The organism is Sulfitobacter sp. M05 (assembly GCF_029285175.1).
Taxonomy (GTDB): domain Bacteria; phylum Pseudomonadota; class Alphaproteobacteria; order Rhodobacterales; family Rhodobacteraceae; genus Sulfitobacter.
The window spans coordinates 1-21,125 of record NZ_JABEDH010000007.1 but is presented as its reverse complement, the minus strand read 5'-3'; the positions used below and the strand labels follow the sequence as shown (position 1 = coordinate 21,125).

The following is a 21,125-nucleotide window of genomic DNA, read 5'->3' as shown; positions in this document are numbered from 1 at the left end:
CTTCTGTCGGTGCCCCCCGCCTCGCATCGGGCAATGCGCCGCGACGGTCCGAAACCGCCCGATCGCGGGCGATTGGTCTTCCCTTTGGGTGGGGGCTTGGAAAAGGGGATGAGAGGCTTCCCCTGTCAGAGGGCGATCTGATCATGCAGTTGCACGCCGGTCCGTCGGGCCATCCGGTTCCGATAGTCCTCTACCCGCGGCGGATAGATAATGCCCTTCACGATCGAAAGCGCCCGCAAGGCCGCGAATAGATGGACATCGTCTTCCGAAATATAGCTATTCACGGCATCGGGTGACTGGATAAGCGCGTCCAACACTGGCAGGTGACGGTTCATCTTCGCTACTCGGGCACCGCTTTCGGCCTTCCTGTCGGAAAAGTCGCCGATCATGGCCTCTTTGTTGCGCGTGAAATATGCACGCGCCTCGGGAGTGGAGAACTCGTCGAACGGTGAAGCGGCCCATCTGGGAATGGCAAGGGAATACAGCATGTCGGCGGTGCCGCTTATCCATTCCACGACACGCGGATTGCGCGGTCCGTCAAGGACCCTGTCCTCTGACATCCCGTCGACATGGCCAACGATATCCATGCTTTCCGGTATGAACCGTTCTCCGTCTTCCAGGATCGGTGCCATTTTCTTGCCGATCATGCGGGTCGGAGTCGCCTCGTCGTCATTCAGCATGATCACCAGTTCGAAAGGTCTATTCGCCAGCCCGAATATCGCGCGCGCCTTCACGCAGAAGGGACAGTGATCGTATACATAGAGCTTCATATCGCAGGTCCTTGAACGAGAGATCTGTTGAGTCGGCGAGAGTGGGGAAGCGGTTGAACTGTGCGAAATCCTCATCAGTCCGGCCTGTCACTCGGTGAGGAATGCCCGCAGATCCGCCACGAACCGCACCGGGTTCTTGAGCATCAGGAAATGGTCGCCGTCGTCCCCGTCGCCGTAGTTGAACAGCCGCCCGTCGGGAGCCGTGTCCGCGATCCATTCCTGGCTGGGAAGGTTGTTGCTCTGCTCGCCTGAGAAGACTGCGACCGGGATGTCGAGCTTGTGCTCGATGACGTCGCGCCAGTCGTTCAGCGCATGATCGAACAGGACCAACATCGTGAAGTCGGGATCCGAACCCACCCGCTCCGCGAGCCCCAGCGCGTTCCGCGCATAGGGCGAGTCCAGCATCTGGGAGCGGTGCACGACCTTCATGTCGACGATCTGCTGGTTGGTCGGAGCGCCGCGATAGGCCGCGATCATGCGCTCCGGCGAGGTGGTCATGCCGCCCGCGTTCAGACGCTCTTCCTCCGACCAGTCGGCATGAGTGTAGATTGAGACGGGTTCGTCAACGAAAACTGCCTTGGAGATGCGGGCAGTGCCGAAGAGGTCGATGTAACCCCAGATAACCGAAGCGCCCATCGACCAACCCGCCAGCACCGTCTTGTCAGTGCCGATATGATCGAGGAACTCGTGGAGATCCATGGAGTACCGGGCGATGCGCTGGCCCTTCAAGGTTTTCTCGGATGTGCCCTGATTGCGCTGATCCAGGACGTACACATGATTGGTCTTGGCCAGCAGCCACAGCTGGTTGATCATTTCCGCGCCGCTCGCGCCCCATGCGGGCACGAATACAATCGGGTCGCCTGAGCCGGCCTCCCAATAGTTCAGACGAACACCGTCATTCGTCTTGAAGCTGTTGATGTCCAGCCCCGCGAAGGCGGAAAGTTTTCCGGGCATGCCCACGATTTCATTCGGGAACGTGTAGTCGCCGATCACCGATGCGGCGGGATCCGCAAGCGTCGGACCGCTGATCGTCAGCGACAGGAACAGGGCGGCAGTCAGGTGTTTCATCAAACGTCTCACATGAGAGGAGGACGCGCCCGAACGCGTCGGGCGCGCCACTGTCAACCGAACAGCTTGCCGCTGCCAGCCCAGTCAGACGCCTTCACGTCTTCAAATATCACGTAGATATAACTGGCTTCGGTTCCGGTATTCTTCACGATGCTTTCCGTGATCTCCTGGGCGACCTTGGCCTTTTCCTCGGCGGTTTTTCCATCAAACCAACTCACGCGAACGACTGGCATAATCCTTGATCCTTTTTCTTGGGTGCTCCACGGATATGCGCTGTCCCCTAGTGATTGACAATTCTCTACAAGATATCTTCAGTGTGGACATGAATTCTACAATCGGGAGCCAGCATGGCAGAGAGCGACACCTTTTCCGGTCTGGTCGTCTTCGTCACGGCGGCCCGGGCGGGCAATTTCACCACCGCCGCCGATCAGTTGGGAGTTTCGAAATCTGCGGTTGGCAAGAGCATCAGCCGCCTCGAGGATCGCCTTGGCGTGAAATTGTTCAACCGGACGACGCGACGTACGAGCCTGACCGCTGACGGGGAGGCATATTTCGCGACCTGCGCTGCCGCATATGACGAAATCGCGGCGGCAGAGGTCGCCCTGACATCCAGCAACCGGGTCATCGGCGGCAGGCTGCGGCTCGACATGCCGGTGGCGTTCGGGCGCCGGATCCTGTTGCCGATCCTGCTCGAAATCGCAAAACCGCATCCGCGGCTGAGCCTGACGCTGTCCTTCACGGATGCCATCGTCGATCCGCTTCACGACGACGTAGATCTGGTGATCCGTTTCGGCACATTGCCAGACACGCACGGGCTGATCGCACGAAAACTGACGAGCCAGAAGCTCCTGATCTGCGCCGCACCTTCTTATCTGAGTGAACATGGTGTGCCCCGTTCACTTGCAGACATCGGAGACCACTGGAACATCGTGGGGATGCCCAAGCGACCCCCGGTGAATTGGCTGGTGCAGGACAGTGGCAACTCCCGGCGGTTCACACCTGCGCCCACGCACCAACTCAGCGATGGCGAGGCCATCATTGCGGCAGCGGTCGCCGGTTTCGGGATCTGCCAGATGCCGTCATCTGTGCTGCGCGAACACCTCGACGCAGGGCGGCTGGTGTCCATCCTGGAAGACCTGTCGCACACGTCCGTCGACATCCATGCGGTCTGGGCGCGGCAAGGACAGCTGAGCCCAAAAGTCCGCTATGTCGTTGACCAGATTGTTGAATATGCCGCCAGCGGGGCGCTGAACTGAGCCAAAACGGACGTACACTCTAGTTGAGGGGGCGCCGGTTGCGGCGTCCCTCCCTTTTATTTGCTGGTATAGGCGCCGGTTCTCTGCCGGATCAGCCTTTGGACAGCAGATCGGCCGCCCGGACGCCGATCACGGCGCAGATTGGCATCGTGGGCACGGAAACGATCCTGGGCATGATCGAGCTGTCGGCGATGCGCAGGTTGCGGATACCGTTGACCCTCAGTTGCCGATCGACGACGGCAGCGTCGTCCGCGCCCATTCTACATGCGCCGGAGGCGTGCCCAGCCAGTTCGTTCGGCTCGCCCATACGATCAAAGTAAGCGGGGGCGCCAACGACCACGATCCGCACATAGCAGAGCTTTCGAGCGCCAGCCTCGAATCCGCCGGCCGACCGTTACGAATTGCCATGTCGAAGCCTTCGTCTACAAGGTTCGTTATCCGGTCGGAAAAGATCACATCAAGCTTGATCTCGGGATAGCGCAGGGCGAAGTCATTGAGCGCAGGGGCGAACTCGATCACGCCGAACGAAAGTGGCTCTGTCAGACGAAGCCTTCCTCGCAGCGTCTGAGACGCAACGCGGTCCGCGAGGTCGAGATGATCGTATTCGTCGAGCAGCGGACGAAGTCGCTCGAAATATGCCTTACCTGCCTCGGTTGCCGAAATCGAGCGTGTCGTGCGATTCAGCAATCGCACGCCGAGTTCTGTCTCCAGTCGGGAGACAAGCTTGGACGCTTGACCCGAACTTGTGCCGACGTGATCGGCACCGCCGGTGAAACTGCCCGCTTCATTGGGCGGATGGCGGCGCGTGACCCTTTACGGAATCAGGAGTACGCGTCCGCTCACGCCACGACTCTCCAGCACAGCATGCGCCCGGGCCGCCTCGGCCAAAGGCACGGTCGTATACCGAGGTGGGGCTGCTCCCGGCCTTGACTCATCCTGTAATCGCCGCGACGGCGGCGCGGTGGGCAGGACTATCCAGGCATTCGGATGAATATTCTGTCACGGTAACCGGCCCGGATTGTAGTGCTATTTGTTTAGGCTAGGTGTTTGATCCCGGGGTTTGATGGTGTGATCCTTTCGAAGGAATGGAAGGATGCCCTATGGGACAAGTTCGTCACGGGAGCGCCACGACCACGTACGCCGTCAGAGCAGCAATACAGCGATCGCAAGCTTCGTTCGCGACGTTGAGCCGGGAGCTCGGGATCAATCCCAAAACGGTTGCGAAGTGGCGCAAACGACAGACGGTTGATGATCTCAAGACCGGCCCAAAGGAGCCACGTTCGACGGTCCTCACGGAGGCTGAGGAGGCGGCTATCGTCGCGTTCCAGCGCCATACGCTGCTGCCGCTTGATGACTGCCTTTATGCCCTCCAGTCGTCCATCCCGCACCTGACACACTCAGCACTGCACCGCTGTCTACCGCGACATGGCATCTCGCGCCTGCCTGACGTCGAGGGCGACAAGCCAAAGCGGTCGAAGTTCAATCGCTACCCTATCGGCTTCTTCCACATCCACTGCCCGGCAGTGCATGTCCACATGCACGAGAGGGGACATCGCCGAGGTGCAGACCGCTGAAGGAAAGCTGTTCGTCGGCATCGACCGCACGAGCAAGTTTGCTGTGACCCAGCTTGTCGAGAAGGCGGACAGAAAAACGGCTTGGGAGTTTCTACAATACATGCTCGAAGCCGTGCCGTATCAGGTCCACACCATTCTAACCGACAACGGCATTCAGTTCGCCGAGCAGCCTCGGAACCGGAGCACCGCGTATTCACGGCCGATGCGCTTTGACATGATCTGTGAGGCAAACGGCATTGAGCACGGACTGACCAAACCCAACCATCCCTGGACCAACGGACAGGTCGAACGGATGAACCGCACGATCAAGGAGGCCGCTGTAAAACGCTACCACTACGACAGCCATGATCAACTGCGAACGCACCTCACAGACTTCATGGCAGCATACAACTTCGCGCGTCGGCTCAAGACCGTCAACGGGCTCACACCCTACGAATACATCTGCAAGATCTGGACATCAGAGCCGGAAAGATTCATCTTGAACCCGATCCACCAGATGCCGGGACTGAACACCTAGCTTATCAAGCAGTAGCTTTGGCCGATTGTGCATTGGCGGTTAGGCGGACAACCGATTTTCTCTTGCAATACGCAACCAAACTGTTGATTTCCTTGGCGCCAGATGAAATCAGTGTTGGGTCCGTTCCTACCAAAGTTACTGCGGCTTGGACTTCACCTTGCCAATCGAGCACAGGTGCAGCGGCTGCAACGAGACCAGGTATGTAACGCCCTTCGACAGTCGCGTAGCCACGCTCGCGAGTGGCAGCAATTAGGGCTTCTACACCAACTTTTGTGGGCTCGAGGTCGAGAACAAATGGTGGTAATCGCCTGAGACGGCGAAGTTGTTCGTCGCGGACGGGGTCAATGGCATGCCGAGCACCCCACGCAAGAAAAACGCGTCCTGTTGCGGAATTGAGTAGCGGCAGAGTGGTGCCTAGTCCCATAGACGTATCAGTCGGTGTGGCTCCCCTTTCCCATCGGACGACTGTGGCACCCTGATTGGCCCAAACCGACAGCAAAACGGTCATCCCTGTTTCGGCGGAAAGCTCAGCCAATTCGTCGGCGGCAGAATTTATGAAATCATGACGAGATAGAGCCGCCAGTCCAAGCTGCATCGCAGCAGGGCCCAGATCATATCGTCCAGATTTTCCCTTTTGAGCTACCAGACCCGCTGCGACAAAAGAAGCTAGGTAACGATGAACCTTGCTCGGCGGCATCCCGCATGCGCGCCCTATATCTGTTAAAGTTTGAGGTCCGGCCTGTCGCGTCAAATGCGCCAGAACACTAAGGGCAGTGTCCAAGGATTTGAGACCCTGACCATGGCCGTTTTCGTCAGACATTCGGACCCTCCAAAAGCTCTCGCAACTGCGCGAGATCAGCGGCAACAATACTGTTTTGCGATCGTTTGAAAAGGCACCTTACTTCGCGCCCGGTAAAAGCAAGTTTGCCCTGGACACGCCCTTCATAGCCTAGGGTAACCGTGCGTTGGGACCACTCAACAACTTGGGTGCGCAGGTCCAAGGTGTCACCGTCGCGCATCGGATGCTTGAACTGAGCGGACGCATCAACGAGCCCAAGCCCAACCGCTTCCAACTGCTTGCAGACTTGGGAATGTCCACCATAGCGGCGAAGCAGCGTGTGGAAGGTGGCATCCATCCAGCGAAAGGCATTGGGATAAAAGACAATTCCTACGGGATCGCAGTCTCCGAAAGAGATGTCGAAGGTCTGAGTCTGGGACATGAAGTTTTCCATATTATAAAAACGATTGCGCTATGGAGAATTATGGACTATTTAATCTGGAACGTCGAGAGGTTTAGGGAGGAATCATGGCACGTCTTTCAAGCGTTGAAATTCTTGGAGCGGGCCCCGCTGGCCTCTACACCGCCATTCTCATTCGTCGGCTGATGCCGGACGTCCGCATCCGCGTGACAGAGCAAAACCCGGAAGGGGCCACATTTGGTTTCGGGGTTGTCTTTTCAGATCAGGCTTTGGAGTTCCTGAAATCGGACGATCCAGAGACGCATGACCTTGTTATTCCGCACATGGAGCGCTGGAAAAACATGACCCTGAACCTGCCGGACGGTTCGGTTACGCTGGACGGGGTTGGCTTCACGGCGATTGGGCGCCTGCATCTGATCGAAATCCTGAAAGAGCGCGCCCGCGCTTTGGGTATCGATATCCGTTTCGATACGTTGATTGACAATGTCGATCAATTGGATGCTGATCTTGTCGTGGGGGCCGATGGGCTCAATTCATTGGTTCGCCGAACGTTAGAAGATCAGTTCAAACCCACGGTGGAGTATTTCGACAACCATTTCGCGTGGTTTGGTGCGACGATCCCATTTGACACTCTGACGCAAACATTCATCGAAACTGAATTCGGTCCGATGAATGCGCACCATTATCGGTTCGAGCCGGGCATGAGCACATTCATTGTCGAATGCGACGCCGCAACCTTCAAGAAAGGTGGCTTCGAAGGGCTTAGCGAAGAAGAAAGCGCCAAGCGCTGTAGCGCGCTTTTCTCGGAAGTGTTGCAGGGGACCGACCTTGTTACCAACAAATCGATGTGGCGGCAGTTTCCGAAGCTTTGGTGCGAAAGTTGGGTTGCCGGGAAATATGCGATTTTGGGTGATGCGGTTCATACAGCCCATTTTTCTATCGGGTCGGGGACGCGTCTGGCGATGGAGGATGCGATAGCTCTGGTACATGCACTTGCCGAAAGCAGCTCTGTCGAGGAGGCTTTGGCCGCCTATCAAAGCCAACGTCCGCCAATCGCTCGCAAGATCGTCGATGCGGCCAATACATCTGCGACCTGGTACGAAAGCTTTGGGGAAAAAATGCAGTTGCCGCCAATGGATTTCGCGCGTGATTACCTTATGCGTTCGGGTCGGATGACCGAAGAACGACTGCGCCAGATTGCGCCAGAGTTTGCTGCTAATTACGAACGCGAAAAAGCCAACGCGATCTAGAAAGTTTATCGGCTTTGGGGCCTTTGACCCGGCCTTCTGGGTGGCGCTATCTAGCTCCGCCTCCAAAGAAGTCTTGCCGAACAGAATGCGACTGAGGAGGAGAAGCACGTGCCACGTTTGTCGACTGTGGAAATTCTTGGAGCTGGACCTGCGGGTCTCTACACCGCTCTTCTTTTGCGGCGCTATTTGCCGTCGGTTTCGGTCAAGGTGACCGAAAGGAACTCGAGAGATGCTACCTTTGGGTTCGGTGTGGTTTTCTCAGACAGGGTTCTCGAAGCCTTAAAGGCCGACGATCCCGATACTTACGATCTAATTGAGCCGCATATGGAGCGGTGGCGCGACATGGAACTTGCGACCCCGTCCGGCCGTGAAATCATCGATGGCATGGGCTATAGCGCCATTGGCCGCCTGAAGTTGAACGATCTACTGGCCGCCCGCGCTGAAGAAATGGGGGCAGTCTTAAGGTTCGAACAGGAAATTCATTCGCCTCATGAGTCAAAGGCGGATCTTGTGATTGGCGCGGACGGCATCAATTCCGTGACCCGGGCTGCTGATGAGCAGGTCTATCAGACCACTCTGGGTTATTATGGAAATCACTTTGCCTGGTTTGGGGCCGCAATTCCTTTTGATCGGCTGACCCAAACCTTCGTGGAAACCGAAAAGGGGGCATTCAACGCGCACCACTATCGATACTCCAAAGACCGCAGCACATTTATCGTGGAGTGTGACGAGGCAACTTTCCAATCCTATGGATTTACCGATCTGGGCGAAGTTGAAAGTGCCCAAGTATGTAGCGAGATTTTTGCAGAAACACTTCAGGGCACCGCGTTGCAGACTAATATGTCGGTATGGCGGCAGTTCCCACGCCTTTGGTGCGACAAATGGGTATCTGGCCGGCATGTTATTTTGGGGGACGCGGCCCATACGGCGCATTTCTCAATCGGCTCGGGAACCCGGCTGGCCATGGAAGACGCCTTTTCGTTGGTCGCGAACTTGCGCACCCACGGCGACTTGGATGTCGCGCTGTCGTCTTTTCAACGAGAGCGTCCGCAAGAGGCAAAGAAAATCGTTGAGGCCGCCAACACGTCGGCCAGTTGGTATGAAGGGTTTGCCGAAAAATTGGCGCACCCATCCCATGACTTCGCTTTCGATTACCTGACGCGGTCGGGACGCATGGATATGGATCGCCTGAGGCAAGAGGCGCCGAATTTCATGGCGCGATACGAAGATCTCAAGGCCACATCGCCGGATGCAATCGCGGACCCCGTTGCCACAGAGGTGCCAGGCGCAGCGGAAATCGGCTTTGACAAAGCGCAGCATGCCAACTGTTCCGAAATGCTTTGGCAGAACCTTGCGCGCAATCCCGACAATATGGCGGTTACGGGGCCGGTGGGAACCCTGTCCTATCGCGAACTTGTCGTGCAAGCGTCTCGTTGGGGGAATGCTTTCCTGCGCGCCGGCATCAAAAGAGGCGAGAGGATCGCTTTCTTTCTGGACGATACGCCGGTTTATCCGGCGGCTTTCTATGGGGCAGTTCGCGCAGGCCTTGTGCCGGTTTTATTGAACGTTCAGACGAAGCCAGACGTGCTGAATTATTTCCTTAAGGACAGCGGTGCCCGCTTTGCGCTGGTCGAGGCTGACCTTGCAGAGGTGTTCGATGACGAAACCCAGGAAGGCACGGACCTGGAAACCGTTGTCATCGCGAATGGGTCATCGGACGCCGCCAAAGCGATTTCGGCATCTGATTTTCTGGTAGACACGGCAGACACGCTTGGGGCGGCTGATACCGGCCCTGACGATATGGCGTTCTGGATGTATTCCTCGGGCTCTACTGGCAGGCCAAAGGGCATTGTCCACCTGCATCACGATATGGCGTATATCCAGCAAAGCTTTGGATCTCATGTCCTTAAACTGCGCGAGAGCGACATCTGTTATTCCGTTCCCAAGGCCTATTTCGCCTATGGCTTCGGCAATTCGATGGTCTTTCCTTTTGCCTGCGGTGCAACAGCGCTATTGGTTCCGAACCAACCCCGCCCTGAAGCGGTGTTGGATGCGATTGAGACATACGAGCCTACTGTCCTGTTTGGACTACCGACGCTCTATACCGCTTTGGCGCGCGCCAAGGACATCGACAGCCGTAACCTTTCGTCACTGCGTCAGTCGATGTCGGCCGCCGAAATCTTGTCCGAGGACGTCTATAAGGCATGGAAGGCTAAGGTCGGCCATGGCCCGACCGAAGGGCTCGGCTCGACCGAGATGCTTCACATCTACCTAAGTAACAAGCTGGACGATCATAGGCTGGGCGCGGCGGGTGCAAGGGTTCCGGGCTATGAGATCCGGCTGGAAACTCCTGAAGGTCAGCCCCCTTCTGAAGGCGAGGAAGGTGTGATGTTCGTACGAGGGCACTCTTCGTCGCCAACATACTGGAACCGTCCCGACAAGACGCGTGACACAATGCGCGGCGATTGGATTTACACCGGTGACCGCTTCATTGAGCGGGATGGATATTACTACTTTCAGGGCCGGGCCGACGATCTTGTCAAAGTGTCTGGCCAGTGGGTCTGGCCGCTCGAAGTGGAGCGCTGCCTGAACGAACACCCCGATGTCCATGAATGCGCGGTTCTTGCTGAGCAGCTTGCCGACAAGCGCACCGCCTTGCGGGCGATCGTAAGTCTTGTCTCCGGCAGACGCCCCGACGAGGCGCAGACCGTTGCACTACGCGATCATATCAAGGCGCATCTAACGCCATACAAGGCACCGCGCATTTTCGATTACGTCGAAGAACTGCCCAAGACAGGCACCGGGAAAATCGACAGGCAAGCATTGGTACGAAAACCCGAAACCGCAGCTTGAGCACCAACAACTTCAAGGGAGGAAGACTTATGAAACCACTTAAGAAACTCGTGATGGCCGGTCTGTTCGCAGCGTGCACGGCACCTGCGGCGCAAGCGCAGGTCCTTTCGTTCTCGACCCCGCCACAAGGCTCTGTCTGGAACACGATGGCATCGGTTATTTCTGGCGAGGCGCGTAGCAGCGCCGGAATGAAAATGGTTGTTCAACCATATGGCGGGAACGCCCAGATGATGCAGGCCGTGAATGACTCTCTGGCCGAATTCTCGTTGAATGATGTGAACGACGTTATCACGGCATTTTCCGGAACGGGCGAATATAGCAGTTCAATGCTTAACCTAAGGGTTGTAGCGCGCATCAATCCGTTCCCGGTCGGTCTTTATGTCAAGGAAAGCTCGGGAATGGAAACCGTTGGTGATCTGAAAGGGCGCAGCGTTCCGTCTGGATGGGATGCCTTTCCAATCGCGCGGTCGCATATTTCGGCCATCCTTGCGGCCGGTGGGCTTGATTGGGACGACGTCAAACAAGTTCCGGTACCCGAATTGATCAGGGGCTCGGATGACATGGCGTCGGGTCGTGTAGACAGCGCATTCTTTGCCGTCGGTGGCCCAAAAGTCGCCGAAATTGACGCCTCCGTCGGGGGCGTGCGCTTCCTGTCGGTCGAAGCGAATGAAAAGACGTTGACCAGAATTCGCCAAATCCGGCCGGCTTTCTACTTTTCCGAAGTAACTCCCGCACCGGTCCGTGTCGGTGTGGCCGAACCGATGATGTTTGTTACTTGGGACAACGTGCTGGTTGCCGGAGCGCATGTCTCCGACGAAGCGGTCGAACAGCTGCTTGCTGTACTCTTTGACCAACGCGAGGCAATCGGGGGTGCATATCCGCCGCTGCGGGCGTTGAACCTCGAAACAGCCTACAAAGAATACCCAGGTATCGACTACCACCCCGGCGCCGTGGCGTTCTTTGAAGAGCGTGGCGTGGAATTGACTCCAAATCAGTAACTCTGGTGCGGGCGAAACAAGGCGGGGCGGCAATGTCGCCCCGATCATTTCATGAAAGGGCGTGGCGTGGAACATGATGTCAATCCCCCCAGTAGGGACCGCAGTTTGAAGGGTATGCTTGTCAACGGTTTGGCTGGAACGCTGACGCTGACTGCTGTTGTGCAGGCTGCAAGCTTACCGTCACGACTTGGCTATTCCTACTATACCGAACAGTTTCTTGCGCTGGTTCTAGGTCTGAGCTTGTCCATCATTTTCCTGGTGTCGGGTCGTGGGGAACGCGATGGGGAAGACGCTGGCCAGCCTCGAGTTATTGATTGGCTCCTGTCGTCAATTGGCTTGGGAATGGGGCTCTATCTAATGTTCGCCTATCCGAGTCTTGTTTCGACCTCCATGTCCCTTCCGTTGGATGCCCTGATTGTCGGAGTGGCACTCTTTTTGCTTGTCCTTGAAGGTTTAAGGCGAGCCGTCGGGTGGACGCTTGTTCTTGTTGTGATCGTGATCACCGCATACGGAATGATAGGTCATCTTGTCCCAGGCGCTCTCCAAACCCGCGAAGTCGCGCCGCAGAGGCTGGCGGTATATCTGGCTTTTGATCCGAACGGGCTTCTCGGACTGACTCTTAATGTTGCAGCAACCGTGGTCGTGGCTTTCGTATTCTTTGGCCAGCTTTTGCTTCGATCTGGCGGGGCGGATTTTTTCAACGATATCGCGATGGCGACGATGGGCCGAAAGCGTGGTGGCGCCGCAAAGATATCGATTGTGGCATCGGGGCTGTTCGGGTCGATTTCGGGTGTGGTTGTTTCGAATATTGTCGCGACCGGCGTGGTAACGATCAGACTGATGATCCAATCGGGATTCCGCCGGACAACCGCTGGTGCCGTCGAGGCCGTGGCGTCAACCGGCGGGCAGATCGCGCCGCCTGTTATGGGGGCTGTTGCCTTCCTGATGGCAGATATCCTGCAAAAGCCGTACTCGGAAATCGTCGTTGCTGCCATCGTGCCAGCTTTGCTGTATTATGTCGCGCTTTTTGTGCAGGCCGACTTGCTTGCCGCCAAGCAAAACATCCAGCCGCTTGAACTGGATGACATTCCGGCGACGCGCAGCGTGATGTCGCGTGGTTGGGTGTTCATCCTGCCATTTGCCGCAATCGTAATCGCCTTGTTCTGGTTCAACCAACCTGCAGAAACATCGGCGCTTTGGGGCGCCTCTGCAGCACTTTTGATCGGATTGACCGTCGGTTACGGCAAGACCCGTATGGTCCTGTACGACCTGTGGTCCGCCGCTGTTGAAGCTGGTCGATCGATTACGGAAATCATAATGATCTCGGCCGCTGCAGGTTTTATCATTGGCGTCCTGAATGTAACTGGCCTTGGGTTTGCAGCGACATTCGCGTTGGTCGATCTGGGACAGGGCAACGTTTTCTTGCTGCTGCTTATCTCGGCTGTGGTTTGTCTGATCCTTGGTATGGGGATGCCGACCGTCGGGGTGTACTTGCTTTTGGCCGTACTGATCGCGCCGTCGCTAGTACAGTCCGGCATAGAGCCAATCGCAGCGCATCTGTTCATCTTTTACCTTGGGATGATGTCGATGGTCACGCCGCCAATTGGAATCGGCGCATTTTTTGCAGCGGCGATCGCCAAAGCTTCGCCCATGGCGACTGCTTGGGAATCCATGCGATTTGGCTGGACGGCCTATATCGTGCCTTTCCTGTTCGTTTTCTCGCCGGCCTTGCTCCTCATCGGAGAGCCTACCGAGATCGCCTTGGCCGTGATTACAGCCGTGATCGGCGTCTACGCGATTTCTGCGGCCTTCGTGGGATGGCTACACGGACCGATGGGTCCCCTTCGCCGGGTGTTTACCGGCTTGGCAGGAATCGCGCTGCTTCTACCGCCCGGAGTTGGGGGGGCGCAGACCCTATGGATCAACGGCGCAGGATTCGTCGCATTGTCCGCTCTTTGGGTGTTGGGGCGGCGCGACAATTCTGCTCCTCAAACTGATGCGGATAGTAAAGTTCAGGGCTGAATGCCCCTGTGAGAAAAGCAATGAAAGGAATACCAATGGCACTAGTTTTCAAAGCTCCGGCCCAGCCAACAGTGGCTGTCTATGGCACAGAGGATCGCTTGCCGGTTCGCCGGATTTTCTGTGTTGGACGCAACTATGCGGCACATGCGCGCGAAATGGGAAAAGACCCGGATCGCGATCCACCCTTCTTCTTCACCAAACCTGCAGATGCCGTTGTGATGGATGGCGAAACGGTTGCCTATCCGCCCGAGACCGAAAATTTCCATTACGAGGCTGAGCTGGTAGCGGTTATTGGGACCGCTGGCAAAAACATTGCGGAAGCAAGCAGTCTGAACCACGTTTGGGGCTATGCCGTTGGCAATGACCTGACCCGCCGCGATCTTCAATTGAAGGCACGCGAGCAGGGCCGCCCTTGGGACTGGGGAAAGGCATTCGACCGCTCTGCCGTAATTGGCCCGGTACATCCAGTCGGTATAGTCGGCCACCTCGACAAAGGCTCCATCAAATTGACGGTGAACGGCGAGGCCAAACAGGATGCCGATCTTGCCGAGCTGATCTGGTCGGTACCCGAGATTATCTCGATCCTGTCGCATTCCATCGCGTTGGAGCCGGGCGATCTGATCATGACCGGCACACCGGCCGGCGTTGGCGCCATGCTGCCTGGCGATGTCTGTGTGGTGTCCATCGAGGGACTCGGTTCCATCGAAACGCCGATTGGCCCGCGCGAAACCTAACGTACATCAACAAGGGAGAGGCACATGAGTTTCAAGAACCTGCTTTTGGCTTTCAGCGGCGAGAAGGCTTTTGCCAGCAGCCTCTCTCACGCAATAAAGTTGGCCAAGCATCATGATGCTTGGCTGACAGTGATAATGCGCAATGGGCGCTCGTATTTCGATCGCTATGGCGGGGGACTTTCCTCTGCATTGCGGGACAAACTTCGAGAAGTTGACGACGCGGATACTAACGCCGCGATTGCACAATTTGAAACAGTCGTACGCGATGCCGGTTTAACAGATCGGGCGGAATTCATCCCTCCGGAGGTACTGGGAAAAACTCTGCCAAGTGAGTACGCGAGATCCTATGACTTGGTGATCACCGGGTTCCAATCCGATCTGATCGGTGAAGAACATCATGTTGTCAGTCCCGACCTTATTGCATTGCGCAGTGGCCGTCCGGTGCTGGTTGTGCCTGAAAGCTATTCGGCACCCGCCTTATCAGATCATGTACTGGTGGCCTGGGACGGTAAACGCGCCGCTGCCCGCGCACTTGGCGATGCCATGCACATTATCGAAGGGAAACGCCAGGTCACGATTTTGACGATTGGAACTGACGCAGAGGACTCGACTACAGATGCTAGGATTCTCCGTCATCTCGAACGCCACGGCATCACCGCGACACGTCTTCAGCGACCGGCGCAAGGACGCAGTGTCGCTTCTGTCATCGAAGATACCGCAGACGAAGTCGGTGCCAAGCTCATTGTTATGGGGGCTTACGAGCACAGCAAGTTTTCGCAGGACGTATTCGGTGGTGTCACACATGACGTCCTCAAGACCGCGCGTGTGCCGGTCTTCATGTCACATTGAAGGAGCATCCTATGACCCTCCGCCTTCACAACTTTTTTCGATCCTCGACCTCAACACGCCTTCGTGCGGCACTAAACGTAAAGGGTCTGGAGTATGACTACATCGCGTACGTTCTGCGCGATGGCGAAACTCGAACGCCCTCCTATTTGTCGAGGAACCCACAGGGGCTCGTTCCTACATTGGAACTGGAGGACGGGACCAACCTTACACAATCGCTGGCGATCATCGAATATCTTGAAGAGATTTGCCCCGCCCCCACGCTTTTGCCGACGGACCCGCTTGGCCGTGCACGCGTGCGTGCTCTTTCCTACATGATTGCCTGCGAAATCCATCCCCTGAACAACCTACGCGTTCTCTTCCGTCTTCGTGACCAGTTCGATGCCGACGAAACTGCCCAGAAAGATTGGTTCACCCATTGGGTCGAAACAACATTCGATGCGTTGGAGGCAGCCCTGCAAAGCCCTGAAACGGGCCGCTTTTGCCATGGCAATACGCCTGGCCTGGCGGATGTGTGTCTGTACGCGCAGGTCTGGAACAACAAGCGCTTCGGCATTCCGCTCGAAAAATGGCCAACCATCGCACGGATATTTGCCGAACTTCATGGGATGCCGGAATTTGCCAATGCCGCGCCACCCAATCAGCCCGACGCTGCCTAAAAAAATTTTTGGAGGAGAGAGACATGGATAACGCTATGCAACCCGACGACACACCAGAACTTCGGGCACTTTACAAGGGGTTCGAAGAAAACCATCTCAATCCCCTGTGGACCCAAACAGGCGACTTGATGCCCTTGCACCCCAAGTCCAAGGCGGTGCCGCATGTCTGGAAATGGTCGGATTTGCTGCCCTTAGCTGAACGGTCCGGTGATCTGGTTCCCGTAGGCCGTGGCGGTGAACGCCGGGCGATCGGTCTGGCCAACCCCGGCCTCGGCGGGCGTGCCTACGTCAGTCCGACGCTGTGGTGCGCGATCCAGTACCTTTGTCCCGGCGAAAACGCGCCTGAGCATCGCCATTCGCAAAACGCGTTCCGCTTTGTTGTTGAAGGCGAGGGTGTGTGGACAGTGGTCAATGGCGATCCGGTGCGCATGTCGCGCGGTGATCTGCTGCTGACACCTGGTTGGAACTTTCATGGGCACCACAACGTGGCGTCCGAGCCGATGGCCTGGATTGACGGTCTGGACATCCCTTTTAGCCAGCAGATGGATGTCGGTTTTTTCGAGTTCGGTTCCGAGCGTGTGACCGACAACGCGACACCGAACTACTCGCAGGGCGAACGGCTCTGGTGCCACCCTGGCTTGCGCCCGCTGTCGCAACTTCAAGATACTGTATCTTCACCGATTGGCGCATACCGATGGGAATTTACCGATCAGGCACTGACGCAGCAATTGCTGCTGGAAGATGAAGGAAATCCCGCAACGGTCGAACAAGGACATGCGGCGATCCGCTATGTCAACCCGACAACCGGCCGCGATGTAATGCCAACCATCCGCTGTGAATTCCACCGGCTGCGCCCGGGCGTGGAAACACCCGCACGGCAAGAAGTCGGTTCTAGCGTTTTCCAGGTGTTCGAAGGCTCGGGCTCGGTCGTATTGAACGGTGAAACCAAGAAACTGACAAAGGGTGACTTGTTTGTTGTGCCAAGCTGGGTTGCGTGGTCGCTTCAGGCGGAGTCGCAGTTCGATCTGTTCCGCTTTTCAGATGCCCCGATCATGGAGGCCCTTTCCTTCATGCGCTCCAAGGTCGAGGGGCTGCAATAATGCCCTTTAGCGAAGCAGAAGAGGCCGCCCGCGCGGCGCTTCGCGATCGACAGGGCAAAGGGGCGCGTTATGACGCAGCCTCTGCGCCGCACGAAGATCTGTTGCTTGCGCGCCGGGGGACCGCCTTTTTTGCGCGCAAGCTAATGGAACTTAGCGACACTGATTTGTACTGCCCGTCAGCTGTCGAGGGCCATTCTCGTGCCCATGTCGTGACAAGCATCAGTTTCAGCGCTCGCCGGCAGGCCTTGATGCTCGAAGCTTTTCATAACGGTGACATAGGGACGATTTCGGCGGATCAGGAACAGCACTTCTCGGACCTCGATCTTGCGGCAACTCTACCGCCACGTGCGATCCGCCATTTGTTTCGCCATTCCGAAGTTCATCTGAATGTATGCTGGCGCGATCTGTCCGAGGCGGAATGGGACATGCCCTTGGCTCAGGTTCACACCCCAGGCTTGACGCCAAGGCAACTGCCTAGGCTTAGAGCTACACAGATCTGGCAGGCAGCTATCTCTCTTGGGAACGGTGCGAGCGCGCGTGACATGCCTGTCGGATTGTGAGGTGCGGGCGCAAAGAGACAAAATATATTTCTACATAATGAAATCTATTGCAGAATACAGAAACGATTCGCGCGTCCTCCTTTACTACTCGGGAGCTGTTGATTTGCACCCAGAACTGAGCCGGTAAGGCGCATAATTTTCACTGAGAACTGAGCCATGTGAACCTACCCCCAAAGCAGAAAGCAGCGGGGGGCAACGGAGTGATCCACATGGGACTTTTGAATATCATCCATCGGATGCATAAGCGGCAGAAGCTTTCGATCCGCGAGATCGCGCGGCTGACAGGCGTGTCGCGGAATACAGTGACCAAACATCTGGCGGCGAACACCATCGAGCCAAAATTCGCGACGCCGGAACGGGCGAGCAAGCTTGATCCCTTTGCCGAGAAGCTGGCGGGTTGGCTGAAGACCGAAGCCGGAAAGTCGCGTAAACAGCGGCGCACAGTGAAGCAGTTGCACGCCGATCTCGTGACGCTTGGCTTCACCGGGTCCTATGCCCGGGTGGCGGCTTTTGCGCGATCGTGGCGGGCAGATCGGCAGCGTGAACAGCAGACGACGGGGCGCGGGACCTTTGTGCCGCTGCATTTTGATCCTGGCGAAGCCTTCCAGTTTGACTGGAGCGAAGACTTTGCGGTTCTGGGCGGCGAGCGCACGAAGTTGCAGATGGCGCATATCAAGCTGTCACACAGCCGGGCCTTTTTGCTGCGTGCCTATCCGTTGCAAACGCATGAGATGCTGTTCGATGCCCACTGGCACGCGTTCCGGGTCTTTGGCGGCGTGCCGTGTCGTGGGATTTACGACAACATGCGCACGGCGGTGGATCGTGTCGGCCGCGGCAAGGAGCGGCAGATCAACATGCGCTTCCTCGCCATGACGAACCACTATGTCTATGAGCCCGACTTCTGCAATCCGGCGGCTGGATGGGAGAAGGGGCAAGTCGAGAAGAACGTTCGCGATGCCCGCCATCAGATGCTGCAAGGTATGCCCGACTTTCCAGACCTCGCTGCGCTGAATGCTTGGTTGGAGCAGCGTTGCCTTGAGTTGTGGCGGCAGACCCCGCATGGCAAACTGCTTGGCACGATTGCTGACGTCTGGGCCGAAGAGCAGACGGCGCTGATGCCGCTGCCCGTGGCCTTTGACGGCTTTGTCGAACTGAGCAAGCGCGTCTCGCCCACCTGTCTGATCAGCTTCGAGCGTAATCGCTATAGCGTTCCAGCGTCATTTGCGAACCGCCCCGTCAGCCTTCGGATCTATCCGGACAGACTGGTGGTGGCGGCTGAGGGCAACATCCTGTGCGAACATGCCCGCGTGATCGAGCGCAGTCACAAGTTGCCACCAAAGACGATTTACGACTGGCGGCACTATCTGGCGGTCGTCCAACGCAAGCCCGGGGCTCTTCGGAACGGCGCCCCGTTCCTGGAATTGCCACCTGCCTTCCGGCAGTTGCAGGATCACATGCTTCGCAAGCCCGGCGGTGATCGCGAGATGGTGGATATTCTCGCCCTCGTCTTGCACCACGATGAACAGGCCGTTCTCACCGCGGTGGAGCTGTCGCTGTCCGAGGGCGTGCCGACCAAGACCCACGTGCTGAACCTCTTGCACCGGCTGGTCGATGGCAAGGTGATCGGCGGACCACCCTTGGATACCCCGCAAGCATTGGCCTTGCGCCATGAACCCAAGGCCAATGTCGAACGCTATGACGGTCTGCGCTCCCAGATCGCTGGAGGCCACCATGCGTCATGATCCCGCCGCTGGTGCCATCGTCATAATGCTGCGCAGCCTCAAAATGTATGGCATGGCACAGGCTGTCACCGATCTGATCGAGCAAGGCGCGCCGGCCTTTGAAGCCGCCATCCCGATCCTGTCGCAACTTCTCAAGGCCGAATTGGCCGAACGCGAGGTCCGGTCAATCGCGTATCACATGAAGTCGGCTCGCTTCCCGGCCTACAAGGACATCTCTGGCTTCGACTTCGCCGCCAGCGAGATCAACGAAGCCACTGTCAGGACCCTGCACCGCTGCGAGTTTATGGACGGCGCCCAGAACGTGGTCCTGATCGGTGGCCCAGGCACAGGAAAGACCCACGTCGCAACGGCACTCGGTATCCAGGCGATCGAGCATCACCGCCGCAAGGTCCGCTTCTTCTCGACCATCGAACTGGTCAACACCCTCGAACAGGAAAAGATCAAGGGCAAGGCCGGGCAGATTGCGGAAGCCATGACCAAGCTCGACCTCGTTATCCTCGACGAGTTGGGATACCTGCCGTTCAGTGCGTCAGGCGGGGCATTGCTCTTCCACCTGCTCAGCAAACTTTACGAGCGCACCAGCGTCGTGATCACCACCAACCTCAGCTTCAGCGAATGGGCCACGGTCTTTGGCGACGCCAAGATGACAACCGCCTTGCTCGATCGCCTGACCCACCGCTGTCACATCCTTGAAACCGGAAACGACAGCTTCCGCTTCAAAGCAAGCTCAGCTGCGGCATCTGCTGCAAAGAAGAAGGAAACAACACACAGCTTGACCCCAGCATGAACCAATATCCATAATCAGAGGTGGCTCACTTCTCGGTGAAAAAACCGGCTCAGTTCTGGGTGCAAATCAACACCTCGCTGATGTAGATAATGAGGCTTCTCAGCTGCAGGTCGGGTAATCCCTGACGCGCCAAGGGCCCGCAAACGGCCTCCCATGCGATTGTGTAGCCTTGCTTAGGTGTTTGATCCCGGGGTTTGATGGTGTGATCCTTTCGAAGGAATGGAAGGATGCCCTATGGGACAAGTTCGTCACGGGAGCGCCACGACCACGTACGCCGTCAGAGCAGCAATACAGCGATCGCAAGCTTCGTTCGCGACGTTGAGCCGGGAGCTCGGGATCAATCCCAAAACGGTTGCGAAGTGGCGCAAACGACAGACGGTTGATGATCTCAAGACCGGCCCAAAGGAGCCACGTTCGACGGTCCTCACGGAGGCTGAGGAGGCGGCTATCGTCGCGTTCCAGCGCCATACGCTGCTGCCGCTTGATGACTGCCTTTATGCCCTCCAGTCGTCCATCCCGCACCTGACACACTCAGCACTGCACCGCTGTCTACCGCGACATGGCATCTCGCGCCTGCCTGACGTCGAGGGCGACAAGCCAAAGCGGTCGAAGTTCAATCGCTACCCTATCGGCTTCTTCCACATCCACTGCCCGGCAGTGCATGTCCACATGCACGAGAGGGGACATCGCCGAGGTGCAGACCGCTGAAGGAAAGCTGTTCGTCGGCATCGACCGCACGAGCAAGTTTGCTGTGACCCAGCTTGTCGAGAAGGCGGACAGAAAAACGGCTTGGGAGTTTCTACAATACATGCTCGAAGCCGTGCCGTATCAGGTCCACACCATTCTAACCGACAACGGCATTCAGTTCGCCGAGCAGCCTCGGAACCGGAGCACCGCGTATTCACGGCCGATGCGCTTTGACATGATCTGTGAGGCAAACGGCATTGAGCACGGACTGACCAAACCCAACCATCCCTGGACCAACGGACAGGTCGAACGGATGAACCGCACGATCAAGGAGGCCGCTGTAAAACGCTACCACTACGACAGCCATGATCAACTGCGAACGCACCTCACAGACTTCATGGCAGCATACAACTTCGCGCGTCGGCTCAAGACCGTCAACGGGCTCACACCCTACGAATACATCTGCAAGATCTGGACATCAGAGCCGGAAAGATTCATCTTGA

Annotated in this window: 19 protein-coding genes and 4 pseudogenes; 15 read left to right on the top strand and 8 right to left on the bottom strand. The window is 57.2% G+C overall.

What is annotated here, in order from left to right; all coding sequences use genetic code 11:
- Nucleotides 1-125: 125 nt before the first annotated feature.
- The 3 genes from grxB to HKX44_RS18190 form a co-directional block, all read right to left on the bottom strand.
- Entirely contained in the window at nucleotides 126-770 is a 645-nt protein-coding gene (gene grxB, locus HKX44_RS18200; RefSeq protein WP_276152795.1) for a glutaredoxin 2, read from the bottom strand.
- 87 nt (nucleotides 771-857) lie between these two features.
- The gene (locus tag HKX44_RS18195) at nucleotides 858-1,838 is read right to left on the bottom strand and encodes an alpha/beta hydrolase (protein WP_276152794.1); all 981 of its coding nucleotides are present in this window, start codon (nucleotides 1,836-1,838) and stop codon (nucleotides 858-860) included.
- Between the two features lie 53 nt (nucleotides 1,839-1,891).
- Nucleotides 1,892-2,071, bottom strand: a complete 180-nt coding sequence (locus HKX44_RS18190) for a 4-oxalocrotonate tautomerase family protein (RefSeq protein WP_276152793.1) — start codon at nucleotides 2,069-2,071, stop codon at nucleotides 1,892-1,894.
- Between the two features lie 114 nt (nucleotides 2,072-2,185).
- Here HKX44_RS18190 and HKX44_RS18185 point away from each other — a divergent pair, with 114 nt between their 5' ends.
- Nucleotides 2,186-3,094 carry a LysR family transcriptional regulator gene (locus tag HKX44_RS18185; protein ID WP_276152792.1) on the top strand — a complete coding sequence of 303 codons (909 nt, stop codon included), beginning with the start codon at nucleotides 2,186-2,188 and terminating at the stop codon, nucleotides 3,092-3,094.
- Between the two features lie 91 nt (nucleotides 3,095-3,185).
- Here HKX44_RS18185 and HKX44_RS18180 read toward each other — a convergent pair whose 3' ends face one another.
- The 3 genes and pseudogenes from HKX44_RS18180 to HKX44_RS18170 all read right to left on the bottom strand — a co-directional run.
- Nucleotides 3,186-3,353, bottom strand: coding sequence for a GMC oxidoreductase (locus HKX44_RS18180; protein ID WP_276152791.1), 168 nt, complete (start codon nucleotides 3,351-3,353; stop codon nucleotides 3,186-3,188).
- Nucleotides 3,314-3,757 carry a LysR substrate-binding domain-containing protein gene (locus HKX44_RS18175; RefSeq protein ID WP_276156038.1) on the bottom strand — a complete coding sequence of 148 codons (444 nt, stop codon included), beginning with the start codon at nucleotides 3,755-3,757 and terminating at the stop codon, nucleotides 3,314-3,316. The genes HKX44_RS18180 and HKX44_RS18175 overlap by 40 nt, the downstream gene beginning before the upstream one ends.
- Nucleotides 3,746-3,868: pseudogene (locus tag HKX44_RS18170) on the bottom strand (LysR family transcriptional regulator); the annotation flags it as partial. The gene HKX44_RS18175 and the pseudogene HKX44_RS18170, both read right to left, overlap by 12 nt.
- Nucleotides 3,869-4,194: 326 nt before the next feature.
- Here HKX44_RS18170 and HKX44_RS18165 point away from each other — a divergent pair.
- Nucleotides 4,195-5,185: pseudogene (locus HKX44_RS18165) on the top strand (IS481 family transposase).
- A 4-nt stretch (nucleotides 5,186-5,189) separates the two neighbouring features.
- Here HKX44_RS18165 and HKX44_RS18160 read toward each other — a convergent pair.
- Complete coding sequence (locus tag HKX44_RS18160; RefSeq protein ID WP_276152790.1) at nucleotides 5,190-6,005, bottom strand: IclR family transcriptional regulator; 816 nt, start codon at nucleotides 6,003-6,005, stop codon at nucleotides 5,190-5,192.
- On the bottom strand, nucleotides 5,998-6,405 hold the full coding sequence (locus HKX44_RS18155) for an acyl-CoA thioesterase (protein ID WP_276152789.1): 408 nt from the start codon (nucleotides 6,403-6,405) through the stop codon (nucleotides 5,998-6,000). The genes HKX44_RS18160 and HKX44_RS18155 overlap by 8 nt, the downstream gene beginning before the upstream one ends.
- Before the next feature lie 86 nt (nucleotides 6,406-6,491).
- Between HKX44_RS18155 and HKX44_RS18150 the strand changes: the two genes are divergently transcribed.
- From HKX44_RS18150 to HKX44_RS18090, 13 genes and pseudogenes are all read left to right on the top strand, one after another.
- On the top strand, nucleotides 6,492-7,634 hold the full coding sequence (locus tag HKX44_RS18150; protein ID WP_276152788.1) for an FAD-dependent monooxygenase: 1,143 nt from the start codon (nucleotides 6,492-6,494) through the stop codon (nucleotides 7,632-7,634).
- 324 nt (nucleotides 7,635-7,958) lie between these two features.
- Nucleotides 7,959-8,699: pseudogene (locus tag HKX44_RS18145) on the top strand (FAD-dependent monooxygenase); the annotation flags it as partial.
- A 147-nt stretch (nucleotides 8,700-8,846) separates the two neighbouring features.
- Nucleotides 8,847-10,487 (top strand): benzoate-CoA ligase family protein, encoded by a 1,641-nt coding sequence (locus HKX44_RS18140; RefSeq protein WP_276152883.1) that lies wholly within the window; start codon nucleotides 8,847-8,849, stop codon nucleotides 10,485-10,487.
- Nucleotides 10,484-11,485 carry a TAXI family TRAP transporter solute-binding subunit gene (locus tag HKX44_RS18135; RefSeq protein WP_276152787.1) on the top strand — a complete coding sequence of 334 codons (1,002 nt, stop codon included), beginning with the start codon at nucleotides 10,484-10,486 and terminating at the stop codon, nucleotides 11,483-11,485. The genes HKX44_RS18140 and HKX44_RS18135 overlap by 4 nt, the downstream gene beginning before the upstream one ends.
- Nucleotides 11,486-11,599: 114 nt before the next feature.
- Entirely contained in the window at nucleotides 11,600-13,507 is a 1,908-nt protein-coding gene (locus HKX44_RS18130) for a TRAP transporter fused permease subunit (RefSeq protein ID WP_276152882.1), read from the top strand.
- A 35-nt stretch (nucleotides 13,508-13,542) separates the two neighbouring features.
- On the top strand, nucleotides 13,543-14,241 hold the full coding sequence (locus HKX44_RS18125) for a fumarylacetoacetate hydrolase family protein (protein ID WP_276152786.1): 699 nt from the start codon (nucleotides 13,543-13,545) through the stop codon (nucleotides 14,239-14,241).
- A gap of 24 nt (nucleotides 14,242-14,265) precedes the next feature.
- Nucleotides 14,266-15,090 (top strand): universal stress protein, encoded by an 825-nt coding sequence (locus tag HKX44_RS18120; RefSeq protein WP_276152785.1) that lies wholly within the window; start codon nucleotides 14,266-14,268, stop codon nucleotides 15,088-15,090.
- Between the two features lie 11 nt (nucleotides 15,091-15,101).
- Entirely contained in the window at nucleotides 15,102-15,746 is a 645-nt protein-coding gene (maiA, locus tag HKX44_RS18115) for a maleylacetoacetate isomerase (protein ID WP_276152784.1), read from the top strand.
- A gap of 23 nt (nucleotides 15,747-15,769) precedes the next feature.
- Nucleotides 15,770-16,846 (top strand): cupin domain-containing protein, encoded by a 1,077-nt coding sequence (locus HKX44_RS18110; protein WP_276153244.1) that lies wholly within the window; start codon nucleotides 15,770-15,772, stop codon nucleotides 16,844-16,846.
- Complete coding sequence (locus HKX44_RS18105; RefSeq protein ID WP_276152782.1) at nucleotides 16,846-17,406, top strand: maleylpyruvate isomerase N-terminal domain-containing protein; 561 nt, start codon at nucleotides 16,846-16,848, stop codon at nucleotides 17,404-17,406. Before HKX44_RS18110 ends, HKX44_RS18105 begins: the two co-directional genes overlap by 1 nt.
- Before the next feature lie 209 nt (nucleotides 17,407-17,615).
- Complete coding sequence (gene istA / locus HKX44_RS18100; RefSeq protein ID WP_276152781.1) at nucleotides 17,616-19,148, top strand: IS21 family transposase; 1,533 nt, start codon at nucleotides 17,616-17,618, stop codon at nucleotides 19,146-19,148.
- Complete coding sequence (gene istB, locus HKX44_RS18095) at nucleotides 19,138-19,935, top strand: IS21-like element helper ATPase IstB (protein ID WP_276152780.1); 798 nt, start codon at nucleotides 19,138-19,140, stop codon at nucleotides 19,933-19,935. The genes istA and istB overlap by 11 nt, the downstream gene beginning before the upstream one ends.
- 234 nt (nucleotides 19,936-20,169) lie before the next feature.
- A pseudogene (locus HKX44_RS18090) lies at nucleotides 20,170-21,125 on the top strand (IS481 family transposase); the annotation flags it as partial.